Below are 20,112 nucleotides of genomic sequence, written 5' to 3'. Positions count from 1 at the left end.
GTGAGGCAGCCCGCGCCGAGGCAGCCCCGGGATCACCGCTTCGCTGACGCACCCTCACCCAATGTCCGGCGGATCGATCCGAACCCGTACGGGCTCGCTCCCCCCACGCGCCATCCGCGCCGCCTGCGCGGTCTTCAGCGCAGCCGCCAGCGCCGCACCGCCCCCGGGCGGCACGCGGATGAGGGCGCGCTCCCAGCGCTCACCCGGAGGCGGCGCGCCCACCCGCCGCGGCCGCCCCGCCTCCGTGACGGCCATCGGCACTGGCCCCAACACCTCGGCGTCGCGGGGCAGTTCGACCACGGCGAGAAACCCGGCGAGAGCCTCCGGCGCACCGGAGACGGCCGCCATCCGGGAGACAGGCGGAAACCCCAGCTCCGCCCGCTCGGCGAGCTCGCGCACCGCGTGCCCGACAGGATCCCACCGCACCAGCGCCTGAACGGGCCGCAGGGTCGGCTCGGCGACGACCACCACGGTGCCCCCGGCTCCCTGCGGGCGTACCAGCGCCGCGGCCCCGATCCACCTCCGCAACGCGTCCTCACCGGCCCGCAGATCGGGCCGCCCGAGCATCGCCCAGCCGTCGAGCAGCAGCGCGGCGGCATACCCTCCCTCGGCGACGGGCTCGGCCCCCGGTGTACTGACGACCAGGGCGGGCGCCTCGGAGACCGTGTCCAGCACCTGCTCCCGCCCGGACGTCCGCACCGGCACAGCAGGAAACGCCCGCCCCAGCTCCTCGGCGGTGCGCCGCGCCCCCACGACCTGCGCCCGCAGCCGGAACCCGCCGCACTCGGGACAGTGCCAGGCCGCCTCGTCCCGCCCGCACCACGTACATCGAAGCGCCCCCGCGTCCTGCGCCTCCAACGGCCCGGCACAGTGCCGGCACCGCGCGGGCGCCCGGCACTGCGCACAGGCCATGCGGGGCACGTACCCCCGTCGCGGCACCTGCACGAGCACCGGCCCGCTCCTCAGTCCCTCCCTGACGACCTGCCAGGCAAGCGTGGGCAGCCGCGCGGCACGCGCGGCCTCGTCCCGCGCCAGATCCCCGTCCCCCACGGTCCGCACGAGCGGCGCGGCCCCCCGCACCTGCTCCCGCTCCGCGACCAACGGCAGTGCCCAGCCGCTCTCGACGAGCTGCGCGGCCTCCACCGTGCAGCCCCAACTCCCCAGCAGAAAGGCGCACTTGTCATGGGCGGCGCGCAGCAGCAGCACTTCCCGCGCATGTGGCTGCGGCGCGTGCTGCTCACTGTGGCTGTCGTCCCCGTCGTCCCAGATGACGACCAGCCCCAGATCCCGCACGGGCGCGAACATGGCGGCCCGGGTCCCCACGACGGCCCGCACGGACCCACGCCGGACGGCGAGCCACTCCCGATACCGCTTCTCGGGCCCGGCCTCGGCGGTGAGCACCGCATGGCGCCCCTCCCCCAACACCGAGGCCAGCGCGGCATCGACCCGGGACACGGCCCGCCCGTCCGGTACGACGACGAGGGCGCCCCGCCCGGAGGCGAGCGTCGCGCCCACGGCTCTGGCTATTTCCTCGGTCCAATCGGGCCCGGGCAGCGCGTTCCACACGGCTCGCGGCGCCCCGCCCGCCGCGAGCGACTCCAGAAAGGCGGCCCCACGCCCGTACCGCGCCCAGGACCCCACCTCGGGCGCCCCGGGAACGGGCAGCGGCTCGGGCGAGGGCTTCCCTTCGGCCCGCGCGTTCCGCGGCGGCACGGCGAGCTGCAGCACATCCGCGAGGCTCCCCGCATACCGATCGGCGACGGCCCGCGCCAGCCCCAGCAACTCGGGCCCGAGCACCGGCTCGGGAGACACCACCTGGGCCAGCGCGGCGAGCGGCCCGGAGTAGTCGGAGTCGGCGAGCCGCTCGACGAGATACCCGTCGATCAGCCCCCCGCCCTCACGCCGGCCCTCCCGCACGCGATGCCGCCCGGCCCCGAACCGCACCCGGACGCGCACGCCGGGCTGAGCCGCCTCATCGAGCTCCTCGGGCACGGCGTAGTCGAAGTACCGATCAAGATGCAGCACACCCTTGTCGACCAGCACCCGCGCGACGGGAAGCTCCTTGGCCAGGGCCGCCCCCCGCCAGGTCCGCGGCTTCGCCTTGGGCACCTTGGCCTGCCGCACCCCCTCGCGAATCAGCGCAAGCTGTTCGGGCGGCGCACCCTCCGCGCCACCCTCATCCCGCCCATTCGCGCTGCTCACAGCAACATTCCTACCAGACCCCACTGACACCGCCGCGCGCCCGAGATCAAGCCGGCCGCGGATCGCGAACGCCCTGAGGCGCTTCTGCCATAGACCACTCGGCCATACCGGTCCAGGACCGGCAGCAGGATTCGAACCTGCGAAGGAGATCACCCGGAAGTACCCGCAACCATCGCACCGGGCACCACGACGTCAGCACCTCCCGAGTTCAGAGCGGCAGCGGACCATGTTCCAGATTCACCGCGCGCCATGGGCGCACTCCACCGAAGTAACCGCGGCCATCGCACCGGGAGATCACCAGCGTACGAACCTCCGGCCGCCCGGACCAGTCGATTTCGGCTGCGTGCGAAAACGGCGAGGCCCGGCACCCCGAAGGGGCACCGGGCCTCGCCGAACAGCTCGTCCTACAGACCGGCAGCCTTGCGCAGCGCCTCCACGCGGTCCGTCCGCTCCCACGTGAAGTCGGGCAGCTCGCGGCCGAAGTGGCCGTACGCGGCCGTCTGGGAGTAGATCGGGCGCAGCAGGTCGAGGTCGCGGATGATGGCCGCCGGGCGGAGGTCGAAGACCTCGGCGATGGCGGTCTCGATCTTCTCGGCGTCGACCTTGGCGGTGCCGAAGGTCTCGACGAAGAGACCGACCGGCTCGGCCTTGCCGATGGCGTAGGCGACCTGGACCTCGCAGCGGGAGGCGAGGCCCGCGGCGACGACGTTCTTCGCGACCCAGCGCATCGCGTACGCGGCGGAGCGGTCGACCTTGGACGGGTCCTTGCCGGAGAAGGCGCCGCCGCCGTGGCGGGCCATGCCGCCGTACGTGTCGATGATGATCTTGCGGCCGGTCAGGCCGGCGTCGCCCATCGGGCCGCCGATCTCGAAGCGGCCGGTCGGGTTGACCAGGAGGCGGTAGCCCTCGGTCTCCAGCTTGATGCCGTCGTCGAGGAGGGCCTTCAGCTCCGGCTCGACCACGAACTCGCGGATGTCGGGGGCCAGAAGCGAGTCCAGGTCGATGTCCGAAGCGTGCTGGGACGAGACCACGACCGTGTCCAGGCGGACCGCCTTGTCACCGTCGTACTCGATGGTGACCTGGGTCTTTCCGTCGGGACGGAGGTAGGGAATCGTGCCGTTCTTGCGGACCTCGGAGAGGCGGCGCGAGAGGCGGTGCGCCAGGTGGATCGGGAGCGGCATCAAGTTCGGCGTCTCGTCGGTCGCGTAACCGAACATCAGGCCCTGGTCGCCCGCGCCCTGCCGGTCGAGCTCGTCGTCGTCGCCCTCGACCCGGTTCTCGTACGCCGTGTCGACGCCCTGCGCGATGTCCGGCGACTGCGAGCCGATGGACACGGAGACGCCACAGGACGCGCCGTCGAAGCCCTTCTTCGACGAGTCGTAGCCGATCTCGAGGATCTTGTCCCGCACGAGCTGGGCGATCGGCGCGTACGCCTTGGTCGTGACCTCACCGGCCACGTGCACCAGGCCGGTCGTGATCAACGTCTCCACGGCGACCCGGGATGTCGGGTCCTCCCGCAGAAGCGCGTCAAGAATGGTGTCGCTGATCTGGTCAGCGATCTTGTCGGGGTGACCCTCGGTCACGGACTCCGAGGTGAACAGGCGACGGGACACAACGCTCCCTGTGGTTGCAGCGGCTGCTGGCTGATCATTGGCGGACGGGACGGGAGCTGCGCCCGGCGTCGTCCGAGAACAGTTTATCGGTCGCGCTCGCCCGCAGGCCCCCCTGTCTCGCTTCTCGGAAGCGCTGTGACCTGCGGCACGGGCATTCTGCGCCATGACGATCGGTCTTCACCAGGTTCGGCACACCCTATTTCGCGCGGATGGAGGCATCCGTTGAGGCGAATGAGATATTCACCGCAGACGGCGTGTCACCAGGTCCCACACGGTCTCGGCCAAGGCCTCCTTGGGCCCGTACGGCACCGGGGTCTCACTGCCGTCGGCCCCGAGCACCACGGCCTCGTTCTCCTCGGAGCCGAACGTCTTGCGCTCCCCCACCTCGTTCACCACGAGGAGGTCGCAGCCCTTGCGCTCCAGCTTCGTACGGCCGTTGGCGAGGACGTCGTCCGTCTCGGCGGCGAAGCCGACGACGACTTGGCCGGGGCGCGGGCGGTCCGTCGAGATCTCCGCGAGGATGTCCGGATTGCGGATCAGCACGATCGGCTCCGGTTCCTGGTCGTCCTTCTTCTTGATCTTTCCGGCCGCGTAGGTGGCCGGACGGAAGTCCGCCACCGCCGCGGCCATCACCACGGCGTCGGCCTCGGAGGCCGCCTTCAGCACCGCCTCGCGCAACTGCACGGCGGTCCCGACCGGCACGACGTCCACACCGGCCGGGTCCGGCAGTGCGGTGTTCGCGGCGATCAGGGTGACCCGGGCGCCCCGCGCGGCCGCCGTACGGGCGAGGGCGTATCCCTGCTTGCCGGAGGAGCGGTTGCCGAGGAAGCGGACCGGGTCGAGCGGCTCACGCGTACCGCCCGCGCTGATCACGACGTGGCGGCCGGCCAGATCGGGCTCGGTCACGCCCCGCGCGAGCACCCGGCGGCAGATCTCGAAGATCTCGGCGGGCTCGGGCAGCCGCCCCTTGCCGGTGTCGACGCCGGTCAGGCGGCCCACCGCGGGCTCGATGACGACGGCGCCGCGGCGGCGCAGCGTCGCCACGTTCTCCTGCGTGGCCGGGTGCTCCCACATCTCGGTGTGCATCGCCGGCGCGAAGACGACCGGACAGCGGGCGGTGAGCAGGGTGTTCGTGAGGAGATCGTCGGCCAGGCCGTGGGCCGCCTTGGCGAGCATGTCGGCCGTCGCGGGAGCGACGACCACCAGGTCGGCCTGCTGCCCGATGCGCACGTGCGGGACTTCGTGGACGTCCGACCAGACTTCGGTGGACACGGGATGGCCCGAGAGCGCGGACCAGGTGGCGGCGCCGACGAAGTGCAGCGCCGACTCGGTGGGAACGACCCGTACGTCATGACCGGACTCGGTCAAACGACGCAACAGCTCACAGGCCTTGTAGGCGGCGATGCCGCCGCTGACCCCCAGAACGACCTTCGGCTTTTCCACCGGGCCTCCCCAACACTCGAAAACGTACAACCCCATGACACACCACAGGCCCGACAGTCGCGCTGCCGGGCCTGGGATGAAGGAAAGAAGCGATGACTACTGCGCGGGGCCCTCAACAGCCTCGGACGTCAGCAGACCCGCGTTGATCTCACGCAGGGCGATCGAGAGCGGCTTCTCGTGGACGTGGGTGTCGACGAGCGGACCGACGTACTCGAGGAGACCCTCGCCGAGCTGCGAGTAGTACGCGTTGATCTGACGGGCACGCTTGGCCGCGTAGATCACGAGGCTGTACTTCGAGTCGGTGGCCTCGAGGAGCTCGTCGATCGGAGGGTTGATGATGCCCTCGGGCGCGGTGATGGAAGAGGACACGCTTGGCCTTCCGAAAGGTGGGATTGATCAGTGAAGATCACACAACGTCCATCAAGGCTAGCAGCTCGCGCGCCACGTCCTCGACGGAGGTGTTGACCAGGGTGACATCGAACTCCGGCTCGGCCGCCAGCTCGATCTTGGCCGCCTCCAGGCGGCGCTCGATCACCTCGGGCGGTTCGGTGCCCCGCCCGGTGAGCCTGCGCACCAGCTCCTCCCAGGAGGGAGGAGCCAGGAACACGAGCAGGGCCTCCGGCATGGACTCACGGACCTGACGGGCACCCTGGAGGTCGATCTCCAGGAGGACCGGCACACCCGCCTCCAGGTGCTCCAGGACGGCCTTGCGCGGCGTCCCGTAGCGGTTGCCGGCGAATTCGGCCCACTCCAGCAGCTCACCGTTGGCGATCAGCTTGTCCATCTCCTCGTCGGTGACGAAGAAGTAGTGGACTCCGTGCTTCTCACCGGGGCGCGGCTTGCGGGTCGTCGCCGACACCGAGAGCCAGACCTCGGGGTGTTCCTTGCGCATATGGGCGACGACCGTGCTCTTGCCGACCCCTGAGGGGCCGGAGAGCACGGTCAGCCGCGGACGTTCACTCATGCAGCGATTATTCCAGCAATCCCGGAGTGCCCAGGACTCAGGCGCCGGAGCCGCCGAACTCGCGCTCCAAGGAGGCGATCTGGTTGGAGCCGAGGCCACGCACACGACGGCTCTCGGAGATCCCGAGTCGCTCCATGATCTGCTTGGCGCGGACCTTGCCCACGCCCGGCAGGGACTCGAGGAGAGCGGAGACCTTCATCTTGCCGATGACGTCGTTCTCCTGGCCCTGCTTGATGACCTCGTGAAGGGAGGCGCCGGAGTGCTTGAGTCGATTCTTGACCTCGGCCCGCTCCCGGCGAGCCGCGGCGGCCTTTTCGAGCGCGGCTGCGCGCTGTTCAGGGGTAAGGGGCGGAAGAGCCACGCCTACGTCACCTCGGATGTCGAACTGTCGGATACGGACCGGTGAGGAACCTAGTCGCCCCACACCTGGGGAGCCACGAGCAACACGCTTGCCCGTTCTCCCCCACTGCCTTGAGGGCGTGGGAGGTGCCCTCACTCGACGGAGACTAGCGGGCAAGTCCGCCAGAGTCAGCGAGAACAGCGGAAAAGTCCTGGTCAGCCTCCCTGGAGTCGGACATTTCAGACATACTGCCCTGGATTTGAGGATGTATTCAGACTCAGGGCGCTCCGAAGACACTCATCGGAGGACTGTCGAGCGGCTGTCCGAGGGCTCAGGCGGCCGCCACAGCGGCCCTGATCTCCTCCGCGAAGCGCTCCGCGGACTCCCGCAGCGCGACCACGTCGGGACCGTGCCGCAGGACACCCCGGCTCACGTTCGGGACGACATTGCGCACCGCCGCGCCGAAGACACCCGCCAGATCGGCCGCCGTCGCCCCCTGAGCGCCGATTCCGGGCGCGAGAAGCGGTCCATTGATGTCCAGGTCGTACGAGGAGAGATCGCCCAGCGTGGCCCCGACGACCGCGCCGAAGGAACCCAGGGGTACCTCCCCCGCGTTCTCGGCGGCCAGGTGCCCGAGCATCGTCGCTCCGACGTTCCGGCCGTCCGCGCGGACCGCGTGCTGCACTTCGCCGCCCTCCGGGTTGGAGGTGAGCGCGAGGACGAAGAGCCCGGCCCCGCTCTCGCGTGCCAGCTCCACCGCGGGCTTCAGGGAGCCGTAACCGAGGTACGGAGACACGGTCAGCGCGTCCGAGAAGAGCGGCGCGTCCTTGCGCAGGAAGGTCTCCGCGTACGCGGCCATGGTCGAACCGATGTCGCCGCGCTTGGCGTCCATCACGACCAGCGCGCCGGCTGCCCGCGCCTCCTCGACCGACTTCTCCAGGACGGCGATCCCCCGTGACCCGAAGCGCTCGAAGAAGGCGCTCTGCGGCTTGAGGACGGCGACCCGGTCGGCCAGCGCCTCGACGACGGTGCGGCTGAAGCGCTCAAGGCCCGCGATGTCGTCGTTCAGGCCCCAGTCGGTGAGCAGGGAGGCGTGCGGGTCGATGCCCACGCACAGGGGGCCACGCTCGTCCATGGCGCGGCGAAGACGTGCACCGAAGGGTGCCAGACTCATGCGGACTTCCTCACGTCGGCGCCGACGGCGTCGGCGAGAGTGGCATACGGACTCGTACGAAGGCGGGCGGCGAGTCCCTTGTGGATGGCGCGGCCCCAGAACGGGCCCTCATAAATGAAGGCGCTGTAGCCCTGGACCAGCGTGGCGCCGGCCAGGATGCGCTGCCAGGCGTCCTCGGCGTTCTCGATGCCGCCGACGCCCACCAGGGTGATCCGGTCGCCCACGCGCGCGTAGAGGCGGCGCAGCACCTCCAGGGAGCGCGATTTCAGCGGTGCGCCGGAGAGTCCGCCCGTCTCCTCGACCAGAGAGGGTTCGGACTTCAAACCGAGTCCGTCGCGCGCGATGGTGGTGTTCGTGGCGATGATCCCGTCCAGGCCGAGCTCGACGGCCAGATCGGCGACCGCGTCGACGTCCTCGTCCGCGAGGTCGGGCGCGATCTTGACGAGCAGCGGCACGCGCCGGTCGGTCACGGCACGGTCGGCGGCTTCGCGGACCGCGGTCAGCAGCGGTCGCAGCGACTGAGTGGCCTGGAGATTGCGCAGACCGGGTGTATTCGGGGAGCTGACGTTGACCACGAGGTAGTCGGCATGCGCGGCCAGCCGCTCGGTCGACTTCACGTAGTCGGCGGCCGCCTCGTCCTCGGGGACGACCTTGGTCTTGCCGATGTTCACGCCCACGACGGTCCTGAAAACGGGCGTACGGGCCGCCAGACGCTCGGAGACGGCCGCGGAGCCCTCGTTGTTGAACCCCATGCGATTGATCAGCGCGCGGTCCGGCACAAGGCGGAACAGCCGCTTCTTGGGGTTGCCGGGCTGCGGCTCCCCCGTGACCGTGCCGATCTCGATGTGGTCGAAGCCGAGCATCGACATCCCGTCGATGGCGACGGCGTTCTTGTCGAATCCCGCCGCGAGCCCGAACGGGCCGTGCATCCGCAGCCCGAACACCTCGGTGCGCAGTTCCTTGTAGCGGGGCGCGAGCGCGGCGGCGATGAAGGTCCGCAGGACGGGGACGCGGACGGCGAGCCGGATCCAGCGGAAGGCCAGGTAGTGCGCCTGCTCCGGGTCCATCCGCTTGAAGACCAGGTTGAAGAAGAGTTTGTACATCTCAGTGTCCTCATGAAGAGGGGGACACCGTTTCCGATGTCCCCCTCAGGGCTGCTAGTCGCGGGCCGCGGTCAGATGCTCGGCGTGTTCCTGGAGTGAACGCACGCCCACGTCACCGTGGTTGAGCGCGTCGATGCCCTGGACGGCGGCGGCGAGCGCCTGGACCGTGGTCAGGCACGGCACGGACCGGGCGACGGCGGCCGTACGGATCTCGTAGCCGTCGAGGCGGCCCCCGGTGCCGTACGGCGTGTTGACGATGAGGTCGACCAGGCCGTCGTGGATGAGCTGGACGATGGTCTTCTCACCGTTCGGGCCCTCGCCCTCGCTCTGCTTGCGCACGATCGTGGCGTTGATGCCGTTGCGCTTGAGCACCTCGGCCGTGCCGGACGTGGCCAGCAACTCGAACCCATGAGCGACGAGTTCGCGCGCCGGGAAGATCATCGAGCGCTTGTCACGGTTGGCGACCGAGATGAAGGCGCGACCCTTGGTCGGCAGTGGACCGTACGCGCCCGCCTGCGACTTGGCGTACGCCGTCCCGAACACCGAGTCGATGCCCATGACTTCACCGGTGGAGCGCATCTCCGGGCCGAGGACGGTGTCCACGCCACGCCCGTGGATGTCGCGGAAGCGCGACCACGGCATGACGGCCTCCTTGACGGAGATCGGCGCGTCGAGCGGCAGCGTGCCACCGTCGCCCTGGGCGGGCAGCAGCCCCTCCGCCCGCAGTTCGGCGACGGTCGCGCCGAGCGAGATCCGGGCCGCGGCCTTGGCGAGCGGCACCGCGGTCGCCTTCGAGGTGAAGGGCACGGTGCGCGAAGCACGCGGGTTGGCTTCGAGGACGTACAGGATGTCGCCGGCCATCGCGAACTGGATGTTGATCAGTCCGCGCACGCCCACTCCGCGCGCGATGGCCTCCGTGGACGCCCGCAACCGCTTGATGTCGAAGCCGCCGAGTGTGATCGGCGGCAGCGCGCACGCCGAGTCGCCGGAGTGGATGCCGGCCTCCTCGATGTGCTCCATGACGCCGCCGAGGTAGAGCTCCTCGCCGTCGTACAGGGCGTCGACGTCGATCTCGATCGCGTCGTCGAGGAACCGGTCGACCAGAACGGGCCGGGAGGGGCTGATCTCGGTCGACTCGGCGATGTACGAGGACAGCCGGGTCTCGTCGTACACGATCTCCATGCCGCGCCCGCCGAGCACGTACGAGGGCCGTACGAGCACGGGGTAGCCGATCTCGTCGGCGATGGCCTTGGCCTCGGCGAAGGTGGTGGCGGTGCCGTGCTTGGGAGCCGGGAGGCCCGCCTCCGCGAGGACCCGCCCGAAGGCGCCGCGGTCCTCGGCGGCGTGGATGGCCTCGGGAGACGTACCCACGACCGGCACGCCGTTGTCCTTGAGCGCCTGCGACAGGCCCAGCGGGGTCTGGCCGCCGAGCTGCACGATCACACCCGCGACCGGACCGGCCAGCGACTCCGCGTGGACGATCTCCAGCACGTCTTCCAGCGTCAGCGGCTCGAAGTACAGGCGGTCGGAGGTGTCGTAGTCCGTGGAGACGGTCTCGGGGTTGCAGTTGACCATCACGGTCTCGTAGCCCGCGTCGCTCAGCGCGAAGGAGGCGTGGACGCAGGAGTAGTCGAACTCGATGCCCTGGCCGATACGGTTCGGGCCGGAGCCCAGGATGATCACCGCGGGCTTCTCGCGGGGCGCGACCTCCGTCTCCTCGTCGTACGAGGAGTAGAAGTACGGGGTCCTGGCCGCGAACTCGGCGGCGCACGTGTCGACCGTCTTGTACACCGGGCGCACGCCCAGCGCGTGCCGCACTTCGCGTACGACGTCCTCACGCAGCCCGCGGATCTCGGCGATCTGCACGTCGGAGAAGCCGTGTCGCTTGGCCTCCGCGAGCAGCTCGGGGTCGAGCTTGTCGGCGGCGGCCAGCTCGTCCGCGATCTCCTTGATCAGGAACAGCTGGTCGACGAACCACGGGTCGATCTTCGTCGCCTCGAAGACCTCCTCGGGCGTGGCGCCCGCGCGGATGGCCTGCATGACGGAGTTGATGCGCCCGTCGGTCGGCCGGATGGCCTCTTCGAGGAGAAACTTCTTGTCGCCGGGCTCACCCACGAACGTGAACTGCGAGCCCTTCTTCTCCAGCGACCGCAGCGCCTTCTGCAGCGCCTCGGTGAAGTTGCGGCCGATGGCCATGGCCTCGCCGACCGACTTCATGGTGGTCGTCAGGGTCGAATCCGCCGACGGGAACTTCTCGAACGCGAACCGTGGGGCCTTGACCACCACGTAGTCGAGCGTCGGCTCGAAGGACGCCGGGGTCTGCTCGGTGATGTCGTTCGGGATCTCGTCGAGCGTGTAGCCGACGGCCAGCTTGGCGGCGATCTTCGCGATCGGGAAGCCAGTGGCCTTCGACGCCAGGGCCGAGGACCGCGACACACGCGGGTTCATCTCGATGACGATCACGCGACCGTCCTCGGGGTTCACCGCGAACTGGATGTTGCAGCCACCCGTGTCCACGCCGACCTCGCGGATGACCGCGATGCCGATGTCGCGCAGGATCTGGTACTCGCGGTCGGTGAGGGTCATCGCCGGGGCGACGGTGATCGAGTCACCGGTGTGCACGCCCATCGGGTCGAAGTTCTCGATGGAGCAGACGACCACGACGTTGTCGTGCTTGTCGCGCATCAGCTCCAGCTCGTACTCCTTCCAGCCGAGGATGGACTCCTCCAGGAGCACCTCGGTGGTCGGGGAGAGCGTGAGGCCCTGACCTGCGATGCGGCGCAGCTCGTCCTCGTCGTGCGCGAAGCCGGAGCCGGCGCCGCCCATGGTGAAGGAGGGGCGGACGACAACGGGGTAGCCGCCGAGCGTCTCGACGCCCCCCAGCACGTCGTCCATGGAGTGGCAGATGACGGAGCGGGCGGACTCGCCGTGCCCGATCTTCGCGTTCACCGCCTCCACGACGCCCTTGAAGAGGTCGCGGTCCTCGCCCTTGTTGATGGCCTCGACGTTGGCACCGATCAGCTCGACGCCGTACTTGTCGAGGGTTCCGGCCTCGTGCAGCGAGATGGCCGTGTTGAGGGCCGTCTGACCACCCAGGGTGGGCAGGAGCGCGTCCGGGCGCTCCTTGGCGATGATCTTCTCGACGAACTCCGGGGTGATCGGCTCGACGTACGTCGCGTCGGCGATCTCCGGGTCGGTCATGATCGTCGCCGGGTTGGAGTTGACCAGGATGACCCTCAGGCCCTCGGCGCGCAGGATGCGGCACGCCTGGGTGCCCGAGTAGTCGAACTCGGCTGCCTGGCCGATGACGATCGGGCCGGAGCCGATGACCAGGACGGACTGGATATCGGTGCGCTTAGGCACGCTGGCCCTCCATCAGGGATACGAAGCGGTCGAACAGGTAGGCGGCGTCGTGCGGGCCCGCTGCCGCTTCGGGGTGGTACTGGACGCTGAAGGCCGGCTGGTCGAGCAGCTGGAGGCCCTCCACCACGCTGTCGTTGAGGCAGACGTGGGAGACCTCGGCGCGGCCGTAGGGGGTGTCGGACACCTTGTCGAGCGGGGCGTCGACGGCGAAGCCGTGGTTGTGCGCGGTGACCTCGACCTTGCCGGTCGTACGGTCCTGCACCGGCTGGTTGATGCCGCGGTGGCCGTACTTCAGCTTGTACGTGCCGAAGCCGAGCGCGCGGCCCAGGATCTGGTTGCCGAAGCAGATGCCGAAGAGCGGCGTCTTGCGTGAGAGCACTTCCTGCATGACCGCGACCGGACCGTCGGCGGTGGCCGGGTCGCCCGGGCCGTTGGAGAAGAACACGCCGTCGGGGTTCACGGCGTACACGTCCTCGGCCGTGGCCGTCGCGGGCAGCACGTGCACCTCGATGCCGCGCTCGGCCATGCGGTGCGGGGTCATGCCCTTGATGCCCAGGTCGACGGCGGCGACGGTGAAGCGCTTCTCGCCGATCGCGGGGACGACGTACGTCTCCTTGGTGGCGACCTCGGCGGCGAGGTTCGCGCCCTTCATCTCGGGGGCCTGGCGCACCTCGGCCAGCATGGTGCCCTCGTCGGGCAGCGCGTTGCCGGAGAAGATGCCGACGCGCATGGCGCCGCGCTCGCGCAGGTGGCGGGTCAGCGCACGCGTGTCGATGCCGCTGATGCCGACGACGCCCTGGTGGCGGAGTTCTTCGTCCAGCGAGCGCTTGGCGCGCCAGTTGGAGGGCACGCGCGCGGGGTCGCGTACGACATAACCGGAGACCCAGATGCGCTGCGACTCGGGGTCCTCGTCGTTGACGCCGGTGTTGCCGACGTGCGGGGCGGTCATCACGACGACCTGGCGGTGGTACGACGGGTCGGTGAGGGTCTCCTGGTAGCCGGTCATGCCGGTGGAGAACACCGCTTCACCGAAGGTCTCCCCCACGGCCCCGTAGGCACGGCCGCGGAAGATCCGGCCGTCCTCCAGGACGAGTACGGCGGGAACCTTGGCAGCTCCCCTGGTGGAGGTCGTCATCGTGCGCCTTCCGTGTCGATGCTCTTGTTGATCATGTTGTTCAGGGTGTCGACCCACTCGTTGTGCTCGGCCGCGCGGTCCGAGCGGAAGCCGGAGTCGAGCAGCTTGTCGCCGTGCGCCCAGGTGACGACGAGGAGTCCGCCCTCGGTGAGGACCTTGCCGGCGATGCCCTTGCCGAGCAGGGCCTCACGCAGCGCCTCGGCCGGGATGAAGAAGTCGGTGGCTCCGGGGCGTACGACATCCAGTCCCGCGTCGGTCAGCGTGAGCTCGACCCGGCTGCGGGTGCCCAGGCCGTGCGCCACGATGCGGTCGAGCCACTGCCCTGCGGTGGTGGAGCCGTGGTAGCGGCCGCTCATGCTCAGTTTCACCGGGCCGAGGTCTTCTGGCGCGGTAGGCAGCTCGGGCAGGTCCCCCTGAAGGGTGGCGCGCCACTTCCAGCCTTCACGCATCAGCCAGTAGACGAGGGCGACGAAGAGGACGAGCCCGACGAGCCAGCCGATCCGGCCGGCCCAGTCGGTCACGGGCGCCGACTTCTGTTCGGCGGCCATCGAGATGAGAGGTGTCACGCGAGCTTCCCGTCGACGAGGGTGGCCTTGCCCCGCAGCCAGGTGTGCGTGACCCGGCCCGGCAGCTCACGGCCCTCGTAGGGGGTGTTGCGGCTGCGCGAGGCGAAGCCCGCGGGGTCCACGGGTCCACGGTATGCCGTGTCGAGCAGCGTGAGGTTCGCGGGCTCACCTGCCGAGACGGGACGGCCGTGGCCCGCGGCCCGGCCGATCAGCGCGGGCTTGAAGGACATGCGGTCGGCGACGCCGGCCCAGTCGAGCAGCCCGGTCTCGACCATCGTCTGCTGGACGACGGACAGCGCGGTTTCGAGACCCACCATGCCCATGGCGGCCGCGGCCCACTCGCAGTCCTTGTCCTCGTGCGGGTGCGGCGCGTGGTCGGTGGCGACGATGTCGATCGTGCCGTCGGCGAGCGCCTCGCGCAGCGCCATCACGTCACGCTCGGTGCGCAGCGGCGGGTTGACCTTGTAGACCGGGTCGTAGGTGCGCACCAGCTCGTCGGTGAGGAGGAGGTGGTGCGGGGTGACCTCGGCGGTGACGTCGATGCCGCGGGACTTGGCCCAGCGGACGATCTCGACCGAACCGGCCGTGGACAGATGGCAGATGTGGACGCGCGAGCTCACGTGCTCGGCCAGCAGGACGTCCCGGGCGATGATCGATTCCTCGGCCACCGCAGGCCATCCGCCGAGCCCCAGCTCCGCGGAGACGATGCCCTCGTTCATCTGGGCGCCCTCGGTGAGGCGCGGCTCCTGCGCGTGCTGCGCGACCACGCCGCCGAAGGCCTTCACGTACTCCAGCGCGCGGCGCATGATCACCGCGTCGTCCACGCACTTGCCGTCGTCCGAGAAGACCGTGACGCCGGCCGCCGACTCGTGCATCGCGCCCAGCTCGGCGAGCTTCTTGCCCTCCAGGCCGACGGTGACGGCGCCGATGGGCTGCACGTCGCAGTAGCCGTGCTCCTGCCCGAGCCGGTAGACCTGCTCGACCACGCCGGCGGTGTCGGCGACCGGGAAGGTGTTGGCCATGGCGAACACGGCGGTGTAACCGCCTGCGGCGGCGGCCCGCGTACCCGTGAGCACGGTCTCGGAGTCCTCGCGGCCCGGCTCGCGCAGATGGGTGTGCAGGTCCACGAGGCCCGGAAGGAGCACCTTGCCCTCGGCCTCGACGACTTCGGCACCCTCGGCGCCGAGACCGACACCCACCTCGGCGATCGTCCGGCCGTCGATCAGGACGTCCTGCGGCTCGCCCCCGAGCACCTTCGCACCACGGATAAGGATCTTGCTCATATTCTTACTTCTCCTCGTCCGCGGAAATGGTGTGCGCGGAGCGCTCGTTGGAAGGGTGGTGGTGGGAGACGGGCGGGCGGGTGTGGGTGACGGCGGGCTCGTTGCCGCCAAGGAGCAGATACAGGACGGCCATCCGGATCGAGACGCCATTGGCGACCTGCTCGACGACGGTGCAGCGATCGGAGTCGGCGACCTCGGCGGTGATCTCCATGCCGCGGACCATCGGGCCGGGGTGCATCACGATGGCGTGCTCGGGCATCTTCGCCATGCGGTCGCCGTCGAGGCCGTAACGCCGCGAGTACTCGCGCTCGGTGGGGAAGAACGCCGCGTTCATCCGCTCGCGCTGCACGCGCAGCATCATCACCGCGTCGGACTTGGAGAGCGTGGTGTCGAGGTCGTACGAGATCTCGCAGGGCCAGGTCTCGACGCCGACCGGCACCAGGGTCGGCGGAGCGACGAGGGTGACCTCGGCGCCGAGGGTGTGCAGCAGATCGACGTTGGAGCGGGCGACGCGGCTGTGCAGGACGTCGCCGACGATCGTGATGCGCTTGCCGGAGAGGTCCTGGCCGACCCCGGCGTCGCGGCCGACCAGACGGCGGCGCATGGTGAAGGCGTCGAGCAGGGCCTGCGTGGGGTGCTGGTGGGTGCCGTCACCGGCGTTGATGACGGCGGCGTCGATCCAGCCGGAGGTGGCGAGCCGGTAAGGGGCACCGGAGGCGCCGTGCCGGATGACGACGGCGTCGACGCCCATGGCTTCGAGGGTCTGGGCGGTGTCCTTCAGGGACTCGCCCTTGGAGACGCTCGATCCCTTGGCGGTGAAGTTGATGACGTCCGCGGACAGGCGCTTCTCGGCGGCTTCGAAGGAGATCCGGGTGCGGGTCGAGTCCTCGAAGAAGAGGTTGACGACGGTGCGGCCGCGCAGGGTCGGCAGCTTTTTGATCGGCCGGTCGGCGACCCGGGCCATCTCCTCGGCGGTGTCGAGGATCAGGACGGCGTCGTCGCGGGTGAGGTCGGCGGCCGAGATGAGATGACGCTGCATCTGTCAGGCTCCGTAAGGCAGTTCAGTTCGGGAGGATTCGGGCAGGCAGGGCGCACTCGGGGACGTACGACAGCGGCGTACGCCGGAGGGCTACTGCTGCGCGCCCGAGGAGGTCCGCTTCGCACCGAGCAGCACGGTGTCGCGACCGTCCTCCTCGGCGAGCTGGACCTTGACCGTCTCCCGCAACGACGTGGGGAGGTTCTTGCCGACGTAGTCGGCGCGAATGGGCAGTTCGCGGTGACCGCGGTCGACGAGGACCGCGAGCTGCACGGCGCGCGGGCGGCCGATGTCGTTCAGCGCGTCGAGCGCCGCGCGAATGGTGCGGCCGGAGAAGAGCACGTCGTCGACGAGGACGACCAGGCGGCCGTCGATGCCGTCACCGGGAATCTCGGTGCGGGCCAGCGCACGCGGCGGATGCATGCGCAGGTCGTCGCGGTACATGGTGATGTCCAGGGAGCCGACCGGGATCTTGCGGTCGGTGATCTCTTCGAGCTTGTCGGCCAGCCTGCGGGCCAGGAAGACGCCTCGGGTCGGAATGCCGAGGAGCACCACGTCGTCCGCGCCCTTGGCGCGCTCGACGATCTCGTGGGCGATGCGCGTCAGCACCCGCGCGATGTCGGGGGCTTCGAGCACGGGCCGAGCGTCGGCTTCGTACTGCTGCTTGTACTGCTCTGTGTCCATACGAAACGGACCTCCTTCTCCGCCTCACGGGACGGATCATTAAAGGACGTCGGAATTGCGCCATCCACGGTACCAGCCCGGCAACGCGCCTGATCACCACCCTTCAAGCCACGTCCGGTGACTCCCACGGAAGGGTCGGTCCGGACCATTCGGCTTGACGGGGGAGAGTAACGCTGCGTAACCTCACTGTGAGTCACAAGAGTCACCAGCCGCGCGGCGGAGCCGCACGTTGATACAGCGTCCGGGGAGCTATATGTCCAGCGAATACGCCAAACAGCTCGGGGCCAAGCTCCGCGCCATCCGTACCCAGCAGGGCCTTTCCCTCCACGGCGTAGAGGAGAAGTCCCAAGGACGCTGGAAGGCGGTCGTGGTCGGTTCGTACGAGCGCGGCGACCGCGCCGTCACCGTACAGCGCCTCGCGGAGCTGGCGGACTTCTATGGGGTCCCGGTGCAGGAATTGCTGCCGGGCACCACGCCGGGCGGGGCCGCCGAGCCGCCGCCGAAGCTGGTCCTGGACCTGGAGCGGCTGGCTCACGTACCGGCCGAGAAGGCAGGTCCCCTCCAGCGTTATGCGGCGACGATCCAGTCCCAGCGCGGTGACTACAACGGCAAGGTGCTGTCGATCCGCCAGGACGACCTGCGCACCCTCGCCGTCATCTACGACCAGTCGCCCTCGGTCCTCACCGAGCAGCTGATCAGCTGGGGCGTCCTCGACGCGGACGCGCGCCGCGCCGTCTCCCACGACGAGGGCTGACCCCTTCGGGCAACTCAGCAGAAACGTGCCGCCGGGGTGGCCGGAACTTCATGGTTCCGGCCACCCCGGCGGCTTTCTGCGGGCCTCGGAAGCCTCATGGGTACGGGAATGCCGGAGGGCCCGCAGCGTCTGCTGCGGGCCCTCCGTGACGGCTTCCGGGGGCGGAGCCAACGGTTCCCCGTTCACCAGCCGCCCTCCCAGTGGAGCGCCTACGCCTCGTCCCGGCGGAGCGACGGCTTCAAGTCCTTCAGTCGACCCAGCAGGCCGTTCACGAACGAGGGCGACTCGTCCGTGGAGAACTCCTTCGCCAGCTGCACCGCCTCGTCGAGCACCACGGCGTCCGGGGTCTCGTCGACCCAGATCAGCTCGTAGGCACCGAGGCGCAGGATGTTGCGGTCGACGACCGGCATCCTGTCCAGCGTCCAGCCGACGGCGTACTGCGCGAGCAGCTCGTCGATCCGGGCCGCCTTCTTGGCGTAGCCCTCGACCAGCTGCATCGTGTACTCGCTCACCGGCGGCTGCCGGGTGTCGGTCCGGGAGTGCCGGATCCAGTCCGCGAGGACCGTCAGGACGTCCACGCCGCGCTGGTCGCCCTCGAAGAGGATCTGGAAGGCGCGCTTGCGGGCCGTGTTGCGGGCAGCCACGGTTAGCTGTTCACCCGGCCGAGGTAGTCGCTGGTGCGGGTGTCGACCTTGATCTTCTCACCGGTGGTGATGAAGAGCGGGACCTGGATCTGGTGGCCGGTCTCCAGGGTGGCGGGCTTGGTGCCACCGGTGGAGCGGTCGCCCTGGACGCCCGGCTCGGTCTCCTGGATGACGAGCTCGACGGCGGCCGGCAGCTCGACGAAGAGCACCTCGCCCTCGTGCTGCGCGACGGTGGCGGTGAAGCCCTCGATCAGGAAGTTGGCGGCGTCGCCGACGGTCTTGCGGTCGATCATCAGCTGGTCGTACGTGTCCATGTCCATGAAGACGAAGTACTCGCCGTCCATGTACGAGAACTGCATGTCGCGCTTGTCGACAGTGGCCGTCTCGACCTTGACGCCGGCGTTGAACGTCTTGTCGACGACCTTGCCGGAAAGCACGTTCTTCAGCTTGGTGCGCACGAAGGCCGGGCCCTTGCCGGGCTTGACGTGCTGGAACTCGACGACGGACCAGAGCTGGCCGCCTTCGAGCTTGAGCACCAGGCCGTTCTTGAGGTCGTTCGTGGAAGCCACGGTTGCGGAATCTCCTGGACTGACGTGGACGACCCCGGCGCACGCGCGTAGCTCGAAGAGCTAGAGCGCGAGCAGCTCCTTGGTCGTGATGGTGAGTAGCTCGGGTCCGCCGTCCGCCTCAGGGCGTACGACGAGCGTGTCATCGATCCGGACACCGCCCCGGCCCGGGAGGTGGACCCCCGGTTCGACGGTGACCGGCACGCAAGCGTCCAGTTTACCCATGGCTGCGGGGGCCAGCTGCGGGTCCTCGTCGATTTCGAGCCCCACACCGTGCCCGGTCAGCGGTGGAAGACCTTCCGCATGGCCCGCGGAGTCCAGTACCTGGCGGGCCGCGCGGTCCACGTCACGGTATGCGGCGCCGGGCGCCAGCGACTCCCGTCCGGCGCGCTGGGCGGCGAAGACGAGGTCGTACAACTCGATCTGCCAGTCGGCGGGCGAGGTGCCGATCACGAAGGTACGGCCGATCTCGCAGCGGTAACCGCGATAGGTCGCGCCCAGGCAGACGGAGAGGAAGTCGCCCTCCTCGACCCGCCGGTCGGTGGGCCGGTGGCCGCGCCGACCCGAGTTCGGGCCGGTACCGACCGAGGTCGCGAAGGCCGGGCCGTCGGCGCCGTGGTCGACGAGGCGGCGCTCCAGCTCCAGCGCGAGATGGCGTTCCGTGCGGCCGACCAGAATGGATTCTAGGAGCTCGCCCAGGGCCTGGTCGGCGATCTCGGCGCCGATCCGCAGACAGGAGATCTCCTCCTCGTCCTTGATCACCCGCAGCTGCTCCACCGCACCACCCAGGTCGCCGAGGCGCAGCCGTGGCGCCACCGAGCCGATGGCGCGGTGCCGGGTCACCGTCAGGTGGTTTTCCTCGACCGCGAGGGACTCGGCGCCCTGGGCCACGGCGACATCGGCGGCGGCGACGGCGGGATCACCGCCGGCGCGTGGCAGGACCTGCACGCGCAGCGCCTCGTCGGGGCGTCCTTCGCCGACCTCGCCGCTCGGCGGGCCGGCACAGAGCAGCAGATCCTCGCCCCTGCCCATCAGGAGCACGGCACCCCGCGGCGCCGCGCCGGCGAGATACCTCACGTTCGCGGGGCGAGTGACGAGCGCCGTCGCGCTGCCGCCCGCCGTACAGCACTCTCGGATCCGCTCTCTGCGGGCCGCGTACACCTCTGGCATAAATCGAGCCTACGAGCGGTGGCCGGATGTCGCCGGTTCAGCGGGGCCGGACGGGCGGTGGGGGTGTGGGCA

At 69.8% G+C, this 20,112-nt stretch carries 18 protein-coding genes; 1 reads left to right on the top strand and 17 read right to left on the bottom strand.

Annotated elements, in window-relative coordinates; genetic code table 11:
* Positions 1-54: 54 nt before the first annotated feature.
* The 14 genes from IEY95_RS23355 to pyrR all read right to left on the bottom strand — a co-directional run bounded on the left by IEY95_RS23355 (position 55) and on the right by pyrR (position 16,906).
* A complete protein-coding gene (locus IEY95_RS23355) occupies positions 55-2,202 on the bottom strand; it encodes a primosomal protein N' (RefSeq protein WP_189188046.1) in 2,148 nt (715 codons plus the stop codon).
* A 404-nt stretch (positions 2,203-2,606) separates the two neighbouring features.
* A complete protein-coding gene (gene metK / locus IEY95_RS23350; RefSeq protein ID WP_189188045.1) occupies positions 2,607-3,815 on the bottom strand; it encodes a methionine adenosyltransferase in 1,209 nt (402 codons plus the stop codon).
* A 240-nt stretch (positions 3,816-4,055) separates the two neighbouring features.
* A complete protein-coding gene (gene coaBC / locus IEY95_RS23345; protein WP_189188044.1) occupies positions 4,056-5,258 on the bottom strand; it encodes a bifunctional phosphopantothenoylcysteine decarboxylase/phosphopantothenate--cysteine ligase CoaBC in 1,203 nt (400 codons plus the stop codon).
* A gap of 96 nt (positions 5,259-5,354) precedes the next feature.
* Positions 5,355-5,627 (bottom strand): DNA-directed RNA polymerase subunit omega, encoded by a 273-nt coding sequence (rpoZ, locus tag IEY95_RS23340; protein WP_003982715.1) that lies wholly within the window; start codon positions 5,625-5,627, stop codon positions 5,355-5,357.
* A 37-nt stretch (positions 5,628-5,664) separates the two neighbouring features.
* Complete coding sequence (gene gmk / locus IEY95_RS23335; RefSeq protein ID WP_189188043.1) at positions 5,665-6,222, bottom strand: guanylate kinase; 558 nt, start codon at positions 6,220-6,222, stop codon at positions 5,665-5,667.
* 37 nt (positions 6,223-6,259) lie between these two features.
* Positions 6,260-6,583 (bottom strand): integration host factor, encoded by a 324-nt coding sequence (locus tag IEY95_RS23330; protein WP_016638838.1) that lies wholly within the window; start codon positions 6,581-6,583, stop codon positions 6,260-6,262.
* Positions 6,584-6,893: 310 nt separating this feature from the next.
* On the bottom strand, positions 6,894-7,736 hold the full coding sequence (pyrF, locus tag IEY95_RS23325; protein WP_189188042.1) for an orotidine-5'-phosphate decarboxylase: 843 nt from the start codon (positions 7,734-7,736) through the stop codon (positions 6,894-6,896).
* Entirely contained in the window at positions 7,733-8,839 is a 1,107-nt protein-coding gene (locus IEY95_RS23320; protein ID WP_189188041.1) for a quinone-dependent dihydroorotate dehydrogenase, read from the bottom strand. Before IEY95_RS23320 ends, pyrF begins: the two co-directional genes overlap by 4 nt.
* 54 nt (positions 8,840-8,893) lie before the next feature.
* On the bottom strand, positions 8,894-12,202 hold the full coding sequence (gene carB / locus IEY95_RS23315; protein ID WP_189188040.1) for a carbamoyl-phosphate synthase large subunit: 3,309 nt from the start codon (positions 12,200-12,202) through the stop codon (positions 8,894-8,896).
* Complete coding sequence (gene carA / locus IEY95_RS23310; protein WP_189188039.1) at positions 12,195-13,337, bottom strand: glutamine-hydrolyzing carbamoyl-phosphate synthase small subunit; 1,143 nt, start codon at positions 13,335-13,337, stop codon at positions 12,195-12,197. Before carA ends, carB begins: the two co-directional genes overlap by 8 nt.
* Complete coding sequence (locus IEY95_RS23305; protein ID WP_373294524.1) at positions 13,334-13,885, bottom strand: PH-like domain-containing protein; 552 nt, start codon at positions 13,883-13,885, stop codon at positions 13,334-13,336. Before IEY95_RS23305 ends, carA begins: the two co-directional genes overlap by 4 nt.
* A 14-nt stretch (positions 13,886-13,899) precedes the next feature.
* Positions 13,900-15,186 (bottom strand): dihydroorotase, encoded by a 1,287-nt coding sequence (locus tag IEY95_RS23300; RefSeq protein ID WP_189188037.1) that lies wholly within the window; start codon positions 15,184-15,186, stop codon positions 13,900-13,902.
* A gap of 4 nt (positions 15,187-15,190) precedes the next feature.
* Positions 15,191-16,225, bottom strand: a complete 1,035-nt coding sequence (locus IEY95_RS23295) for an aspartate carbamoyltransferase catalytic subunit (RefSeq protein ID WP_189188036.1) — start codon at positions 16,223-16,225, stop codon at positions 15,191-15,193.
* A 90-nt stretch (positions 16,226-16,315) separates the two neighbouring features.
* Positions 16,316-16,906 (bottom strand): bifunctional pyr operon transcriptional regulator/uracil phosphoribosyltransferase PyrR, encoded by a 591-nt coding sequence (gene pyrR, locus IEY95_RS23290; RefSeq protein WP_189188035.1) that lies wholly within the window; start codon positions 16,904-16,906, stop codon positions 16,316-16,318.
* A gap of 253 nt (positions 16,907-17,159) precedes the next feature.
* Here pyrR and bldD point away from each other — a divergent pair, with 253 nt between their 5' ends.
* A complete protein-coding gene (gene bldD, locus IEY95_RS23285) occupies positions 17,160-17,660 on the top strand; it encodes a transcriptional regulator BldD (RefSeq protein ID WP_067366005.1) in 501 nt (166 codons plus the stop codon).
* 209 nt (positions 17,661-17,869) lie between these two features.
* On the opposite strand, the gene nusB is transcribed toward bldD, so the two are convergent.
* The 3 genes from nusB to IEY95_RS23270 are packed head-to-tail and all read right to left on the bottom strand — an operon-like array spanning position 17,870 to position 20,040.
* The gene (nusB, locus tag IEY95_RS23280) at positions 17,870-18,304 is read right to left on the bottom strand and encodes a transcription antitermination factor NusB (protein ID WP_189188034.1); all 435 of its coding nucleotides are present in this window, start codon (positions 18,302-18,304) and stop codon (positions 17,870-17,872) included.
* A 2-nt stretch (positions 18,305-18,306) separates the two neighbouring features.
* Positions 18,307-18,873, bottom strand: a complete 567-nt coding sequence (gene efp / locus IEY95_RS23275) for an elongation factor P (RefSeq protein WP_189188033.1) — start codon at positions 18,871-18,873, stop codon at positions 18,307-18,309.
* 60 nt (positions 18,874-18,933) lie between these two features.
* Entirely contained in the window at positions 18,934-20,040 is a 1,107-nt protein-coding gene (locus IEY95_RS23270) for an aminopeptidase P family protein (protein ID WP_189188032.1), read from the bottom strand.
* Between the last annotated feature and the right edge of the window lie 72 nt (positions 20,041-20,112).

The organism is Streptomyces albiflavescens (assembly GCF_014645835.1).
GTDB classification, from domain to species: domain Bacteria; phylum Actinomycetota; class Actinomycetes; order Streptomycetales; family Streptomycetaceae; genus Streptomyces; species Streptomyces albiflavescens.
This window is presented reverse-complemented; position numbering and strand designations above follow the sequence as displayed.

Bases quoted from the DNA above. Each gene is read 5' to 3' on its own strand.
- IEY95_RS23295 (WP_189188036.1), bottom strand. From the start codon at position 16,225: ATGCAGCGTCATCTCATCTCGGCCGCCGACCTCACCCGCGACGACGCC.
- carA (WP_189188039.1), bottom strand. From the start codon at position 13,337: ATGACGACCTCCACCAGGGGAGCTGCCAAGGTTCCCGCCGTACTCGTC.
- pyrF (WP_189188042.1), bottom strand. From the start codon at position 7,736: ATGAGTCTGGCACCCTTCGGTGCACGTCTTCGCCGCGCCATGGACGAG.
- IEY95_RS23270 (WP_189188032.1), bottom strand. From the start codon at position 20,040: ATGCCAGAGGTGTACGCGGCCCGCAGAGAGCGGATCCGAGAGTGCTGT.
- IEY95_RS23320 (WP_189188041.1), bottom strand. From the start codon at position 8,839: ATGTACAAACTCTTCTTCAACCTGGTCTTCAAGCGGATGGACCCGGAG.
- pyrR (WP_189188035.1), bottom strand. From the start codon at position 16,906: ATGGACACAGAGCAGTACAAGCAGCAGTACGAAGCCGACGCTCGGCCC.
- IEY95_RS23300 (WP_189188037.1), bottom strand. From the start codon at position 15,186: ATGAGCAAGATCCTTATCCGTGGTGCGAAGGTGCTCGGGGGCGAGCCG.
- IEY95_RS23305 (WP_373294524.1), bottom strand. From the start codon at position 13,885: ATGGCCGCCGAACAGAAGTCGGCGCCCGTGACCGACTGGGCCGGCCGG.
- gmk (WP_189188043.1), bottom strand. From the start codon at position 6,222: ATGAGTGAACGTCCGCGGCTGACCGTGCTCTCCGGCCCCTCAGGGGTC.
- bldD (WP_067366005.1), top strand. From the start codon at position 17,160: ATGTCCAGCGAATACGCCAAACAGCTCGGGGCCAAGCTCCGCGCCATC.